Origin of the sequence: Micromonospora sp. NPDC023644 (genome assembly GCF_040640115.1) — a bacterium.
Lineage (GTDB): Bacteria > Actinomycetota > Actinomycetes > Mycobacteriales > Micromonosporaceae > Micromonospora.
The window spans coordinates 1-13,781 of record NZ_JBFABA010000020.1 but is presented as its reverse complement, the minus strand read 5'-3'; the positions used below and the strand labels follow the sequence as shown (position 1 = coordinate 13,781).

The window sequence follows — 13,781 nt, the reverse complement described above, 5'->3', positions numbered from 1 at the left end:
CGCCCGCCGGCCCCGCGCGGGTGGCCGTTGTGCCGGTCGGCGAAACGGCGTCGCGGCGGTGATGAAAAGCTTGACGGCATGAGTTCCGCACCCGTACGGCACGACCCGCCCACCGAGCCCGGCCCCGACGCCCTCGACGACACGAGCGCCTTCGCGGATCTCGGGCTGCGCGCCGAGTTGCTGGGCGCGCTGTCCGCCCTGGGCTACGAGGAGCCCACCCCGATCCAGCGGGAGGCTATCCCGCCCCTGCTGGCCGGTCGGGACCTGCTGGGTCAGGCCGCGACGGGCACGGGCAAGACGGCCGCCTTCGCGCTGCCGCTGTTGCAGCGGATGCCCGACGACCGGCCCGGCGGCGCCCCGGTGGCGCTCGTGCTGGTGCCCACCCGCGAGCTCGCGGTGCAGGTCTCCGAGGCGTTCCACCGCTACGGCAAGGACCTGGGCGCGCGGGTGCTGCCCATTTACGGCGGGCAGCCGATCGGCCGGCAGCTGCGCGCCCTCGACCTCGGGGTCGACGTCGTGGTCGCCACCCCGGGCCGCGCGCTCGACCACATCGCCCGGGGCACGCTCGACCTGGGCTCGCTGGCCACGGTGGTGCTCGACGAGGCCGACGAGATGCTCGACATGGGCTTCGCCGAGGACATCGAGGCGATCCTGGAGCACGCGCCGGCACAGCGGCAGACGGTGCTCTTCTCGGCGACGATGCCGGCGCGCATCGACGGGCTGGCCCGCAAGCACCTGACCGACCCGGTACGCATCCTCATCGCCCGCGAACAGCAGGTGGCCGGCGAGGCACCCCGGGTGCGGCAGAGCGCGTACATCGTCGCCCGGGCGCACAAGCCGGCGGCGCTGGGGCGGGTGCTGGACGTCGAGTCCCCCACCGCCGCGATCGTCTTCTGCCGCAGCCGCGAGGAGGTCGACCGGCTCACCGAGACCATGAACGGCCGGGGCTACCGGGCCGAGGCGCTGCACGGCGGGATGAGCCAGGAGCAGCGCGACCGGGTGATGGGCCGGCTGCGCACGGGCACCGCGGACCTGCTGGTGGCCACCGACGTGGCGGCCCGCGGCCTGGACGTCGAGCAGCTCACCCACGTGGTCAACTACGACGTGCCGTCGGCTCCCGAGTCGTACGTGCACCGCATCGGCCGGGTCGGCCGGGCCGGGCGGGAGGGCGTGGCGATCACCCTCGCCGAGCCGCGCGAGCACCGGATGCTCAAGACCATCGAGCGGGTCACCGGCCAGCGGATCGCCATCGACAAGATCCCGACGGTGGCGGACATGCGCACCCGGCGGTTGGAGCTGACCCAGGGCGCCCTGCGGGAGAGCCTGCTCGAGGACGACCTCGACCCGTACCGGGCGATCGTGGAGTCGTTGACCGACGAGTTCGACCTGGTGGAGGTGGCCCTCGCGGCGGTCAAGCTGGCGCACGAGGCGACGTCGCCCGGCTCGGACGACGAGGAGGAGATCCCCCAGGTCCCCGTCCGGGGCCCGCGCGAGGGGCGGCCCGAGACCGGCGGCCGGGGCGAGCGGCGTGGCGGCGCCCGGCCCCGTACCGGCGGCACCACCCAGGTCTTCATCGGGCTGGGCCGGCGCGCCGGGGTCCGGCCGCAGGACCTGGTGGGCGCGATCACCGGCGAGACCGGGGTCAGCGGCCGGGACATCGGCTCGATCGAGATCGCCGACCGGTTCTCGCTGGTGGAGGTGCCCCAGAGCGTCGCCGACGAGGTGATCGCCGGGCTACGGGGCAGCACCATCAAGGGCCGCAAGGCGACCGTACGCCGAGACCGTGACGGCGACGGCGGCGGCGGCGACCGCTTCGACGGGGCCGACCGGCGCGAGCGCCGCGACCGCGACTTCGACCGGCGCGACCGCCGCTAGGACGGTGCGGGCGAGGGCCTTCCCTGCCCACGCCCCCGACGGAGGAAGGGGCCCCTGCCAGGCGGCAGGGGCCCCTTCCTCGACGCCTCAGGCGGCGGCCAGCGCCGGATCCGGGCGGGTGTCGGCGTCGGCCGGGCGCAGCGCCAGGGCGAGCACGTCGGCGACGTCGGCCAGGGTGTGCACGGTCAGCGCCTCCCGGACCTCGGCGGGCAGGTCGTCCAGGTCCGGCTCGTTGCGGGCCGGGATGATCACCTCGGTCAGGCCGGCCCGGTGGGCGGCGAGCAGCTTCTGCTTGACCCCGCCGATGGGCAGTACCCGGCCGGAGAGGGTCACCTCGCCGGTCATCCCGAACTCGGGCCGCACCGGCCGGCCGCTGGCCAGCGACGCCAGGGCGGTCACCATGGTGATGCCCGCGCTGGGGCCGTCCTTGGGCACCGCGCCCGCCGGCACGTGCAGGTGGATCCGCCGCCCGGCGAGGGCGTTCGGGTCCAGCCCGAGCCGGCGCCCGTTGGAGCGCAGGTACGACAGCGCGATGTGCGCCGACTCCTTCATCACGTCGCCGAGCTGGCCGGTCAGCGTCAGCCCCGGCTCGCCCTCCATGCTGGTGGCCTCGATGAAGAGCACGTCGCCCCCGGCTCCGGTGACCGCCAGGCCGGTGGCGACGCCGGGCACGGCCGTGCGTTCCGCCGACTCCGGCGTGAACTTCGGCCGCCCGAGGTAGGTGGCGAGGTTGCCGGTGTCGACGCGGACGGGTGCCGGGTCGGTCGCCAGGGCCACCGCGACCTTGCGGAGGATCTTCGCCAGGGAGCGTTCGAGCTGCCGTACGCCGGCCTCGCGGGTGTACTCGCCCGCGATCCGGGCGAGGGCGTCGTCGGCGACGGCGACCTCCTCGGCGGTGAGCCCGGCCCGCTCCCGCTGCCGGGGCAGCAGGTGGTCCCGGGCGATGGCGACCTTCTCCTCCTCCGTGTACCCGTCGAGGGTGACCAGCTCCATCCGGTCCAGCAGCGGGCCGGGGATGGCCTCCACCACGTTGGCGGTGGCCAGGAAGAGCACGTCGGACAGGTCGAGGTCCACCTCGAGGTAGTGGTCGCGGAAGGTGTGGTTCTGCGCCGGGTCGAGCACCTCGAGCAGGGCGGCGGCCGGGTCGCCGGAGTAGCCGGCGGCGAGCTTGTCGACCTCGTCGAGGAGCACGACCGGGTTCATCGAGCCGGCCTCGCGCAGGGCGCGCACGATCCGGCCGGGCAGCGCGCCGACGTAGGTGCGCCGGTGGCCGCGGATCTCGGCCTCGTCGCGCACGCCGCCGAGGGAGACCCGCACGAAGTTGCGGCCGAGCGCGTGGGCGATCGACTCGCCGAGGCTGGTCTTGCCGACGCCGGGCGGGCCGGCGAGGGCGAGCACCGCGCCGGAGCCCCGGCCGCCGACGACGCCGAGGTTGCGCTCGGCCCGCCGGTTGCGCACGGCGAGGTACTCCAGGATGCGGTCCTTCACGTCGGCCAGGCCGGCGTGGTCGGCGTCGAGCACGGCGCGGGCCGCGGCCAGGTCCGTGTTGTCCTCGGTACGGGTGCCCCACGGCATCTCCAGCACCGTGTCGAGCCAGGTGCGGATCCAGCCCGCCTCCGGGGAGGCGTCGCTGGCCCGCTCCAGCTTGCCGACCTCGCGCAGGGCCGCCTCGCGGACCTTGTCGGGCAGGTCGGCGGCCTCGACGCGGGCCCGGTAGTCGGCGGAGCCGTCCGGCTCGTCCTCGCCGAGTTCCTTGCGGATGGCGGAGAGCTGCTGACGGAGCAGGAACTCCCGCTGGGACTTCTCCAGTCCCTCGCGGACGTCGGTGCTGATCTGCTCGGCGATCTCCTGCTCGGCCAGGTGGTCCTTCACCCAGCCGACGAGCAGTTCCAGCCGGGCGGTGACGTCCGGCGCGGCGAGCAGCTCGGTCTTCTGGGCCAGGCTGAGCCAGGAGACGTAGCCGGCCGAGTCGGCCAGCTCGGAGAGGTCGGTCATCCGCTCGATCGCGTCGATGACCTGCCAGGCGCCGCGCTGCTGGAGCACGGACGTCATCAGGGCGCGGTACTCGCGGGCGAGCTCGCGGGCGCGGCCGGCGGGAGCGGGTTCGTCGAGTTCGGTCGCCTCGACCCAGAGCGCCGCGCCGGGCCCGGGCACGCCCGAGCCGATCCGGGCGCGGGACAGGCCGCGCAGCACGGCGGCCGGTTCGCCGCTGGGCAGCCGGCCGACCTTCTCGATGGTGGCGACCGCGCCGACGGGGCCGTACTCGCCGTCGAGGCGGGGCACGGCGAGCAGCTTGCCCTCGCCGGTGGCGCGGGCCGCGTCGACGGCGGCCTGGGTGGTCGGGTCGAGGGTCACCGGGATCACCATGCCGGGCAGGAGCACGGCGTCGGTCAGGGGAAGTACCGGAAGAGTTGCCATCGAACACCTGCTATCGCGTTGAGTTGAGCGTGTCCAACTCAAGTAACAAAGCGTTCCCCTTGTTCCGGGTTGTGACCCAGGCCACTCGGCGCCGCCGCGCCGCGCGTCGGACGCAGCAGCTCACGCGCCAGTGCGGCGCCCCCGGCCGCCGCCACGGCGAGCGGGATCGCCAGGCAGGTCAGCGCCAGCGCGGCGACGGTCCAGCCGGGCAGGCCGGCCAGCGCGGCGAGGCCGGTCAGCACGGCGAAGACGACGAGCTTGCGCCGGGCGCGGGCGATCGGGATCGCGACGGGCATCGGGTCTCTCCCTTCGTACGGGGTCAGAGCAGGACGAGCAGGGCGGCGCCGACGGCCGCCGCCGGGACGGTGGTGACGACGGTGGCGAGCGCCGCCGAGTGCCGGCGCAGCGCGGCGAGCGGAATCAGCGCGTCGCCGTCCTGGCTGATCGCGTTGGCGACCAGGGTGGGCAGCGGCAGGCCGCCGCTGACGTAGAGGCCGGTGAAGACGATCTGCACCGCGCAGCCGGGGATGAGGCCGATGCCCGCGCCGACCAGCACGCCGACGAGCCCGGTGAGGGCGAGCTGCGAGCCGTCGAAGCCGGTCGTCGTGGTCACCACCTGCCAGGCCAGGTACGCCACGGCGACCCAGACGGTGACGAAGGACGCCTCGTGCGCGCTGTGCCGCAGCATCTCCCGCAGCGACCGGGGCTGCGCCGTCTCCAGGCTGTCGTCGGCCAGCTTCCCGCGCCCCCCGGCGAAGATCAGCGCCGCGGTCAGCGAGCCGAGCACCCCCAGCGCCAGGTACGGGTCGACGCCCCCGAGGGACCGCGTCAGCGCGCCCGGGTCGACCAGCTGGAAGACCACCGGCACCGACACCGCGAACGCCGGCGTGGTCAGCCCCCAGAACGCCGTGGACGCCGGCACGCGGGGCAGCAGCCCGCCGAGCAGCCGCCGCGACCCGGCGAGGTCCAGTCCGCCCGCGGCGGCCGGGCCGACCGGCGCGGGCGCGGCGGCGACCCGGCGGTCGGCCGCGCGGGCCGGGTCGATGCCGAGCGCGTCGACGACGTACCCGGTCACGAGGCCGACCGCGAAGAGCAGCGCGTGGATCTTCAGGGCGAACACGGGATTCCAGGCGAGCACCACCCACGACGAGTCCCCCATGGTGGCCGCCAGGGCGGCGACCACGGTGCCGAAGGAGACCTTCCCCCGGGCGTACAGCGGCATCAGGATGATCGCCCCGCCGCAGCCGGGGCTGACCCCGAGCAGGGCGCCGACCAGCGGACCGAGCCGGGGCCGGCTGGTGAGCCCGTCGGTGACCCGGTCGCCGTGGCGCCAGCGCAGCCAGCCGAAGAGGGCCACCATGACGGCGACGTAGACACCCACCTGCATGAACGCGTCCGCGAGCGGGCGGAGCACGAGTTCGGTCACGGCACACCTCCGGCGGGTACGGGGCCGCCCGGGCCGTCCGCCGCTCGCGGACGGCCCGGCGCGACGACGTCAGGTGAGCTTGCTCTTGACCTTGTTGACGGCGCCCTTGGCGAGGCCCGGGTTCGTGCCGTAGAGCCGCGGGTCGCCGGGCGGCAGGACCGGCTCGGGCGCGTGCGCGCGCGGGCTGTGGTCGTAGCGGAACTCGCCCTTGCCGTCGGGCGCCGGCCCGGACGCCCAGCGCCCCTCCGACGCGTCGGTGCCCGGCGAGAAGTCCAGGTACGTGTAGCTGAACTTCTCGGTGAACTCCTTGGAGTCGGGGAACGCGTCCGGCACCGGCATCTCCTCCAGGCCGTCCTCCTTGAGCTGCTCGATGGCCGCCATCCACATGTTCTGGTGCATGGTGTCGCGGGCCAGCAGGAAGCGCAGCATGTTCTTGACCCCGGGGTCGTCGGTCATGTTGAACAGCCGGGCCACCTGGAGCCGGCCCTGCGCCTCGGCGGTGACGTTGAGCTGGAAGTCGGCCATCAGGTTGCCGCTGGCGGTGATGAAGGCGCCGTTCCAGGGCACGCCGTTGCTGTCGGCCGGCAGGGCGCCGCCGCCGCCGTGGATGAAGTGCGCCGGGTTGGACCCGCCGTAGATCGCCCCCACCATCGGGTTGTCGGCGGCGGCCTCCTGCAACGACAGCGGCGCGTTCTCCAGCAGCCGGGTGATCATCGTGGCGATCATCTCGACGTGGCCCATCTCCTCGGTGCCGACGTCGAGGAAGAGGTCCTTGTACTTGCCCGGCAGGCGGCAGTTCCAGCCCTGGTAGAGGTACTGGTTGGCGACGGTCATCTCGCCCCACTTGCCGCCCAGGATCTCCTGGAGCCGGCGCGCGAACGCGGCGTCCGGGCCGTCCGGCTTGGCCTCGAACTGCAGGTCCTTGATGTGGCTGAACACGTGTCCTCCTCGGTGCCGGTCGGGCTGTCACCGAGGCGGTTCCCGCGACGGCCGGCCCCATCGGGCCAACCGGCGGCCCGGCGGGGTCAACCTGTCGCCGGGGACGCGGGCAGCACCACCTCGAGGGCCACCCCGCGCGGGCGCAGCCGGTGCAGGCGCAGGCGCCCGCCGTCGGCGGCGAGCAGCCGCCGGACGATCCACAGCCCGAGCCCGCAGGGCCCGGGGGCGGGAGCGGGCCGGCAGAGCGCCTCGACGAGGGTCGGGTCGATCCGCCCCTCGTCGGTGACGACGATGCGCAGGCCGGCGCGGCCGAGCGCGGCGTGGATGCCGATCCGGCCCTCGGCCGGGCCGTGCCGCAGCGCGTTCTCCACCAGGTTGGTCACCACCTGCCGGGTCCGGCGCCGCGGCACCAGGCACGCCCCGGCCCGTCGGGTCACCCCGGTCAGCCGGCGGTGCGAGGGCACCAGGGCCGCCGCGCCGCGCAGGATCTCCGCCAGCGGCGCCGTCGGGTCCGCCGCCGGCGCGAGGGCCCCGGTGCCGGCGGCCGCGTCGCGCAGCAGGCCCTGCAGGTGTACGGCCTGCTCGTGGGCCAGCGCGGTGATGGCACGCCGGTCGTCGCCGGTGAGCGGAAGCCGGTCGTCGGCGAGCGCCCGGGTGAGCGAGGTGAGGGCGCTGACCGGGGTGCGGAACTCGTGGCAGAGCACGCGCAGCAGCAGTTCCGGGTCGGTGTCCAGGGCCGCCGGGTCGGCCGGACCGGGTTCGGGCCCCGCCCACCGGAGCACCCGCAGCGGTCCCCGCCCCCCGTGCCGTCCGCGCATCCGCCCGACCTCCCTCGTTCGGCCCACGGCCGCATGATCGGTACCCGCTCGGGAACGGCCCAGACATGCCCGCTCCCCCCGTCGTCCGGTTGGCCGTCGTGGACGACCACCCGCTGTTCGTCCGCGGGCTGGAACTGCTGCTGCCGGCCACGACCGACGGGCGGGCGGCGGTGGTGGGCTCCACCGGCGACGCGTCGGCCGCCGCCTCGCTGGTCAGCCGCTGCCTGCCCGACCTGGCGCTGGTCGACCTGCACATGCCGCCGCCGGGCGGGGTCCGGGCGGTGGCGGCGATCCGGCGCACCACGCCCCGGGTGCGGGTGGTGGCCATGTCGGGCGCGGAGGACCCGGCTCCCGCCCTGGAGGCGCTGCGCGCCGGCGCTGAGGGGTACCTGCCGAAGACCGCCGAGCCGGAGGAGCTGCTGCCCCCGCTGCTGGCCGTCCTCGACGGCTGGGCGGTGCTGCCGGGGCACCTGCTGCGCGCGCTGCTGCGTCCCGGCCGGGCGGCCCCGGTCGACCTCGACGACGAGGAACGGGCCATGCTGCGGGCCATCGCGGCGGGCCGCAGCACTCTCGAGATCGCCGAACGGATGCACGTCTCGGAACGCACCGTGAAGCGGATGACGGCCGCGCTGCTGCGGAAGTTGCGGGTCTCCACCCGGGCCGAGGCGGCGGCGCTCGCCGGGCACGCCGGTCTGCTCGGCGACTGAACCCCGGGCTTTGCGCCGAGCCGTTTTCCCGCGATAACGCGACCCGCCGAAATGAGGACGACGCGCATTGTTGCGGATTCGCCGTGGGATACGTCAAACTTTGACCACACCCCGCCCCACACAGGGAGTAATTGACGATGGCGAGAAAAGTAATCACGGTCCTGACCGACGACCTCGACGGTGGAAAGGCCGACCGGACCGTCGAGTTCAGTCTGGACGGAGTGGCCTACACCATCGACGTCTCCGACGAGAACGCGGGCGTGCTCCGTAAGGCCCTCGACCCGTACATCAACGCTGGCCGGCGGATCGGTCGCGGATCCGTCGACACCGGGCGGGCGCCCCGCCGGGCGGGCACGCCGGGCGGCTCGGGAATGGACCGGGAGCAGAACCGGGCCATCCGGGAATGGGCCACCAAGAACGGCTACAAGATTTCCGAGCGTGGCCGCATCCCGGTCGAGGTCGTCGAGGCGTACAAGAACCGCTGACCGGCACCGGGCTCACGCTCGGGCTCGTGCGGGGTCACGCTGAGGAATCAGCGCGGCCCCGCCGGTCTTTTCCCACGGCCGTCCATTCGCACGACCGGCACCCGGTCGCGGGAACATTCTCGGCCCGACCCATTCGCCGCTTCGGCCATCGGCGCCTCGTCGGGCCGCCGGCCGACAACCGGCCGCACCCCGTCCCCTCCGGCGTGATCATCACCACGATCACACCGCCGCGACCGGGGTTCGTGGCACTTCCCGAGCGTAATGACCGACAGATTTGTCGGGCATTACCGGTGCGATCTCGGAGGTGGCGGACGACGCGCTGGTGGAGCCAGACGGCCGGCGGTCGCCCCGCACCTTCTGGCACCCCTGGACGGCCATTCTGATCAAGCGGCTGGGCAGTTTCGTCGCCATCCGCCTCGGCGTCCACCCGGTGTCGCTACGCGGCCTCAGCCCCGCGTACGCCGGGATGGCGATCGGGTCGCACGAGGCCGGCAGCGCGGCGGGGAGCGTGCTCGGCGGGAGCGTCGCGGACCGGCGGGGCGCGTCGGACCGGCGGGGCGCGTCGGACCGGCGGGGCGCGTCGGACCGGCGGGGTGCGTCGGGCCGGCGGGGTGCGTCGGGCACGCGGGCGGTCAGGTGCCGAGGCGGGGCGGGTCAGTCCGCGCAGAGGTGGACGAACGCGAAGCCGTCCGTCATCTCGCCCTGCCGGGACTCCAGCCGCCGGATCTCGGCCAGCAACTCGTCCCGGGGCGTGAGCACCGGCTCGGCCGCGTCCAGCGCGCGCATCCGCTCGCCGACGGCCACCGCCGCCAGGTCCTCGGCCAGCCGCCCCGGATCCACCCCCGCGGAGACGCGCTGCTCGTGCACCGTCACCCGCTCCACGAGGCAGGCGCCGGGGCGCACCCGCACCCAGCTCCACCCCTCGGCCGGCCCGCCGGCCCAGCGCACGTGCAACCCGCGCACGATCGGGTCGACCAGCCGCCGCGCCACGTACGCCTCGACGGCGGCGGCCCGGGCCAGGGCGCCGAGGTCGTTGACGTGACCGGTGCGCCCGTCGGGCAGCCGGCCGAGGATGTCGCGGAAGCCGACCGGGGGCACGTCGGCGTCGTCGGCCTCTCCCGCGCCGAGGGCCGCGTACCCGCGCGCGTCGATCACGTACGCCACGATCCGGCGCCCGTGGGCATCGGCGCGCAGCGTTGGCGACCCGATCCGCAGCACCGCCAGGCCGACCGCCTCGGCGACCGCGTTCTTCAGCCGCTCGACCCGCTGCCCGGCGGAGCCGGGGGGCGCGACGGGGCCGATCTCGACGGCGAACACCGGCCGGGCCGTGTCGGCGGCGCAGACGACGAGGTCGTAGCCCTCCCGCAGGGCCGTGCTCCACTGGTTGCCGGTGACGCCCGGCGGACGCCCGTGCACCAACTCGCCGAGCCGGCGGGGGCCGTGCACGAGCTGGCCGTCCCGGGCGAGCAGCGGGCCGCGCCCGCCGTCGCCGGCAACCGCCCGCAGCCAGGAGTCGTCCCCACCACCGGTGCTCGTCATCCGCCTGATCCGTCCGTCCCGCCGCCGATCGGAGGCCGACTCGTCGGCCGGGGCGAGTCTAGGCCGTCGATCATGACCGGCTCGGTGGCGGTGCCCCTCGGACCGCACGGCCGGAATTCGTTTGAGGCCCCCCCGCCCGCGCCGGTGGGATGGGCGGGTGAGCGTCTTCCTGAGCACCCCGCGGCTGGTGCTGCGCGAGTTCACCCCCGACGACGCCGACCTGCTCGTCGAGCTGGACGGCGACCCCGAGGTGATGCGGTACCTCACCGGCGGGCGCCCCACCCCGCCCGAGGCCGTCCGGGAGCGCGTCCTGCCCCGGATCCTCGCCCACTACCGGCGTCCGCCGGGGCTGGGGTGGTGGGCGGCGCTGGGCCGGGAGTCGGGCGACTTCCTGGGCTGGTTCGAGTTCCGCCCGACCCGCGACGGCGACGCCCGGGAGGTGGAGCTGGGCTACCGGCTGCGCCGGGCCGCCTGGGGGGTCGGTCTCGCCACCGAGGGCTGCCGGGCGTTGATCGACAAGGGCTTCACCGAGCTCGGCGTGCAGCGGGTCACCGCGAACACGATGACCGTCAACGCCGCCTCGCGTTCGGTCATGGAGAAGGCCGGGCTGCGGCTCGTGCGGACGTACGTCGGGGACTGGCCGGAGATGATCGACGGCGCGGAGCACGGCGAGGTGGAGTACGCGCTGACCCGGCAGCGCTGGCTGCGCCCCACCACCCACTAGCCGCCCCGGGGCTACTCCGCGCCCATCACCAGGCCCTCGATGGTGTGCTTCTGCCGGATCGGCGTCAGGGCGTCGACCACCGGGCAGGACAGGTGCGCGCGCACCTGCTCGGGCAGGCTCTCCCAGTACCCCCGGGTGACCGCCATGTCGTGGTGGTCGGCGTTGCCCGCTCCCGGCGCGTCGACGCCGAGCACCAGCACCGGCCGGGACAGGGCGGAGACGTTCGGCGTGCCGCGGTGGATGGTCAGCGCGGAGCGGGCGGAGATGTCGCCGCGCTGCGGGTACTTGCGGACCGCCCGTTGCTCGTAGCGGGGGTAGCGCTCCCTGGGCGGGAACATCTGGTGGTCGAAGTCCCGCCCGTCGTCCCACTGGGTGCCCGGGGCGATCTCGAACGGGCCCATCTCCTCCACCGTGTCGACGGTGGTCAGGTTGAAGGCCAGCGAGGTCAGCCGCCGCTGCCGGCGGGTGTCCTCCGGCATCGGGAAGTCCCGGTGCCACGGCTGCATGACCGCGCCGGGGAACGGGATGTCGAACCCGAGCTCGACGATCTGGTAGTCGGGGCCGAGCACGGCCCGGCACACCGCGGCCACCCAGGGGTGGGTCACCAGGTCGACGAACCCGCGCAGCTGCTCGGGGTGGATCTCCACGTACCACCGCTGTGGGCCGCGGCCGACCGCGCCGTCGGGCCGGGAGCGGGCCTCCCGGAACGCGGCGTCGACGTCCTCGCCGACGCGCTCCACCCAGTCCACGGCGAAGGCGCCCCGGCACGCGGTGATGCCGTCCCGGTAGAGGTCGCCGAGCGCCTCCAGGGGCACCTCCTCCTCGACGGGGGCGGCGGGCTGGTCGGCGCGCGGCGCGGGCGCGGTGGAGTGGGACCTCATCGAACCTCCTGACGGGACCAGCCGAGTATTACAACGTTGTAGAGACGTCGCAAGGGTCGCCCGGGCCGCGAGCCGCGCCACGGGTCGGGGCATGATCGACCGGTGCGCCGGCGGTCGGCGCACTGAACCGGGGAGGTGCGCGGGGTGCGGGTCGTGTCGCTGGTGCCGTCGCTGACCGAGGCCGTCGCCCTGACCCTGCCGGGTCTGCTGGTCGGCGCCACCGACTGGTGCACCCACCCCGCCGGGCTCGACGTCGCGCGGGTCGGCGGGAGCAAGTACCCCGACCTGGACCGGGTGCTCGCGCTGCGGCCCGACCTGGTCCTGCTCAACGTCGAGGAGAACCGCCGGGAGGACGCCGACGCGCTGGCCGCCGCCGGCGTGCCGGTGCGGGTGACCTACCCGCGTACCGTCGACGAGGCGCTGACCGAGCTGGCGGACCTGCTCCGCGACCTGGGCGCCCCGGGCGAACCCGACTGGCTCGCCGCGGCCCGCCGGGCGTGGTCCGCGCTGCCCACGGCCCCGCCGTACCGCCGGGCGGTGGTGCCGGTCTGGCGGCGGCCGTGGGTGGTGCTCGGCGCCGACACCTTCGCCGGCGACGTGCTGCGCCGGCTCGGCGTGACCAACGTGTACGCCGACGACGTCGAGCGCTATCCCCGGCCGATCCTCGACGAGCTGCGCGCCCGCGCGCCGGAGCTGGTGGTGCTGCCCGACGAGCCGTACCGCTTCACCGCCGACGACGGGCCGGAGGCATTCCCCGGCACCCCCTGCGCGCTGCTCTCCGGCAGGCACCTGACCTGGTACGGCCCGTCGCTCGCCGAAGCGCCCGCCGTGCTCTGCGCCCAGCTCGCCGACCCGGTCGTGCGGGCGGGCTGAGCGCCGCGGCCCGGCCGCGACCGGTGGACGCGCGGTCAGCCGCCCGCGCGCCGGCGCCGCTCCCGACGGGCGTCGAAAACGCTCCACCCGATCGCGATCGACAGCGTCAGCACCACCACCGCGAGGGTCAACCAGACCGGCAGCTTCCCGACCGGCGTCTCGGCCAGGATCAGTTTCACCCCGGCGAAGGCCAGCAGCACGGCCAGCCCGTACCGCAGGTAGCCGAAGTGCCGCAGCAGCCCGGCCAGGCAGAAGTACAGGCTGCGCAGGCCGAGCACGGCGAACGCGGTCGCCGTCCAGACGAGGAACGTGTCGGTGGTGATGGCCAGGATGGCCGCCACCGAGTCGATCGCGAAGACCACGTCGGTGGCCTCGATCGCGACCAGCGCCACCAGCAGCAGCGTGGCCCGACGCCGGCCGCCGACCCGGACGGTGAACCGGCCGCCGTGGTAGCCGGGCTCCGTGGGCACCAGCCGCCGAAACGCCCGGACCGCGACGTTGCGGTCGGGGTCGACGTCCGGCTCGCCGCGTACCGCGAGTCGCCACCCCGTCCAGATCAGGAAGGCGCCGAGCACGACGCCGGCCCAGGCCAGCCGCTCCAGCAGCTCCGCGCCGGCGAAGATGAAGGCCAGCCGGAACGCGAGCGCGCCGACGACCCCCCAGAAGAGCACCTTGTGCTGGTACGCGGCGGGCACCCGGAAGTACCCGAACAGCAGCGCGAAGACGAAGACGTTGTCGACGGAGAGCGCCTTCTCCAGCAGGTAGCCGGAGAAGTACGCCACGGCCGGCTCGCCGCCCCGCCACAGCCAGATCACCAGGCCGAAGGTGAGCCCCGCCGCGATCCAGATGCCGCTCCACAGCAGCGCCTCGCGCAGTTCGATCACGTGGTTGTCGCGGTGGGAGAGTATGTCCACCGCGAGCATGACGGCGATGACCGCGCCCACCGCCGCCCAGGCCCAGAGGGGCGCCGCGAACGTCGCCTCGTCCACCCGGCGTCCTCCGCATCCCCCGACGGCGGCTCCGCTCCCGACGCGCGGCGCGGCCGGCGCGGGTGCGCCCGGTGACCTGCGGCGCGGGGCCCCCCCCCCCCCCCCCC

At 75.0% G+C, this 13,781-nt stretch carries 13 protein-coding genes; 5 read left to right on the top strand and 8 right to left on the bottom strand.

Features of this window, described 5'->3' with window-relative positions:
- The first annotated feature begins 78 nt into the window (after positions 1 to 78).
- The gene (locus AB0G08_RS16750; RefSeq protein WP_358088260.1) at positions 79 to 1,875 is read left to right on the top strand and encodes a DEAD/DEAH box helicase; all 1,797 of its coding nucleotides are present in this window, start codon (positions 79 to 81) and stop codon (positions 1,873 to 1,875) included.
- Positions 1,876 to 1,962: 87 nt separating this feature from the next.
- Here the strand turns inward: AB0G08_RS16750 and lon are convergent, their stop codons facing one another.
- The 5 genes from lon to AB0G08_RS16725 all read right to left on the bottom strand — a co-directional run bounded on the left by lon (position 1,963) and on the right by AB0G08_RS16725 (position 7,476).
- The gene (lon, locus tag AB0G08_RS16745) at positions 1,963 to 4,293 is read right to left on the bottom strand and encodes an endopeptidase La (RefSeq protein ID WP_358088257.1); all 2,331 of its coding nucleotides are present in this window, start codon (positions 4,291 to 4,293) and stop codon (positions 1,963 to 1,965) included.
- A gap of 38 nt (positions 4,294 to 4,331) precedes the next feature.
- Complete coding sequence (locus tag AB0G08_RS16740; RefSeq protein WP_358088255.1) at positions 4,332 to 4,589, bottom strand: hypothetical protein; 258 nt, start codon at positions 4,587 to 4,589, stop codon at positions 4,332 to 4,334.
- A 23-nt stretch (positions 4,590 to 4,612) separates the two neighbouring features.
- A complete protein-coding gene (locus AB0G08_RS16735; protein ID WP_358088252.1) occupies positions 4,613 to 5,719 on the bottom strand; it encodes a putative manganese transporter in 1,107 nt (368 codons plus the stop codon).
- Positions 5,720 to 5,788: 69 nt separating this feature from the next.
- Complete coding sequence (locus AB0G08_RS16730) at positions 5,789 to 6,658, bottom strand: manganese catalase family protein (protein WP_357882513.1); 870 nt, start codon at positions 6,656 to 6,658, stop codon at positions 5,789 to 5,791.
- Between the two features lie 86 nt (positions 6,659 to 6,744).
- A complete protein-coding gene (locus AB0G08_RS16725) occupies positions 6,745 to 7,476 on the bottom strand; it encodes a HAMP domain-containing sensor histidine kinase (protein WP_358088249.1) in 732 nt (243 codons plus the stop codon).
- 65 nt (positions 7,477 to 7,541) lie between these two features.
- Between AB0G08_RS16725 and AB0G08_RS16720 the strand changes: the two genes are divergently transcribed.
- Together AB0G08_RS16720 and AB0G08_RS16715 are read left to right on the top strand one after the other, a co-directional pair.
- Positions 7,542 to 8,183 (top strand): response regulator transcription factor, encoded by a 642-nt coding sequence (locus tag AB0G08_RS16720; protein ID WP_358088246.1) that lies wholly within the window; start codon positions 7,542 to 7,544, stop codon positions 8,181 to 8,183.
- Between the two features lie 137 nt (positions 8,184 to 8,320).
- Positions 8,321 to 8,668, top strand: a complete 348-nt coding sequence (locus AB0G08_RS16715; protein WP_350927678.1) for an Lsr2 family protein — start codon at positions 8,321 to 8,323, stop codon at positions 8,666 to 8,668.
- A gap of 654 nt (positions 8,669 to 9,322) precedes the next feature.
- On the opposite strand, the gene AB0G08_RS16710 is transcribed toward AB0G08_RS16715, so the two are convergent.
- Positions 9,323 to 10,207 (bottom strand): hypothetical protein, encoded by an 885-nt coding sequence (locus tag AB0G08_RS16710; RefSeq protein ID WP_358088243.1) that lies wholly within the window; start codon positions 10,205 to 10,207, stop codon positions 9,323 to 9,325.
- A gap of 157 nt (positions 10,208 to 10,364) precedes the next feature.
- Here AB0G08_RS16710 and AB0G08_RS16705 point away from each other — a divergent pair, with 157 nt between their 5' ends.
- The gene (locus AB0G08_RS16705; RefSeq protein WP_358088240.1) at positions 10,365 to 10,931 is read left to right on the top strand and encodes a GNAT family N-acetyltransferase; all 567 of its coding nucleotides are present in this window, start codon (positions 10,365 to 10,367) and stop codon (positions 10,929 to 10,931) included.
- Between the two features lie 11 nt (positions 10,932 to 10,942).
- Here AB0G08_RS16705 and AB0G08_RS16700 read toward each other — a convergent pair whose 3' ends face one another.
- The gene (locus AB0G08_RS16700) at positions 10,943 to 11,812 is read right to left on the bottom strand and encodes a phytanoyl-CoA dioxygenase family protein (RefSeq protein ID WP_358088237.1); all 870 of its coding nucleotides are present in this window, start codon (positions 11,810 to 11,812) and stop codon (positions 10,943 to 10,945) included.
- 144 nt (positions 11,813 to 11,956) lie between these two features.
- Here AB0G08_RS16700 and AB0G08_RS16695 point away from each other — a divergent pair, with 144 nt between their 5' ends.
- Complete coding sequence (locus AB0G08_RS16695; RefSeq protein ID WP_358088234.1) at positions 11,957 to 12,685, top strand: helical backbone metal receptor; 729 nt, start codon at positions 11,957 to 11,959, stop codon at positions 12,683 to 12,685.
- A 35-nt stretch (positions 12,686 to 12,720) separates the two neighbouring features.
- Here AB0G08_RS16695 and AB0G08_RS16690 read toward each other — a convergent pair whose 3' ends face one another.
- Entirely contained in the window at positions 12,721 to 13,608 is an 888-nt protein-coding gene (locus tag AB0G08_RS16690; RefSeq protein WP_358088445.1) for a TerC family protein, read from the bottom strand.
- Positions 13,609 to 13,781: the final 173 nt, after the last annotated feature.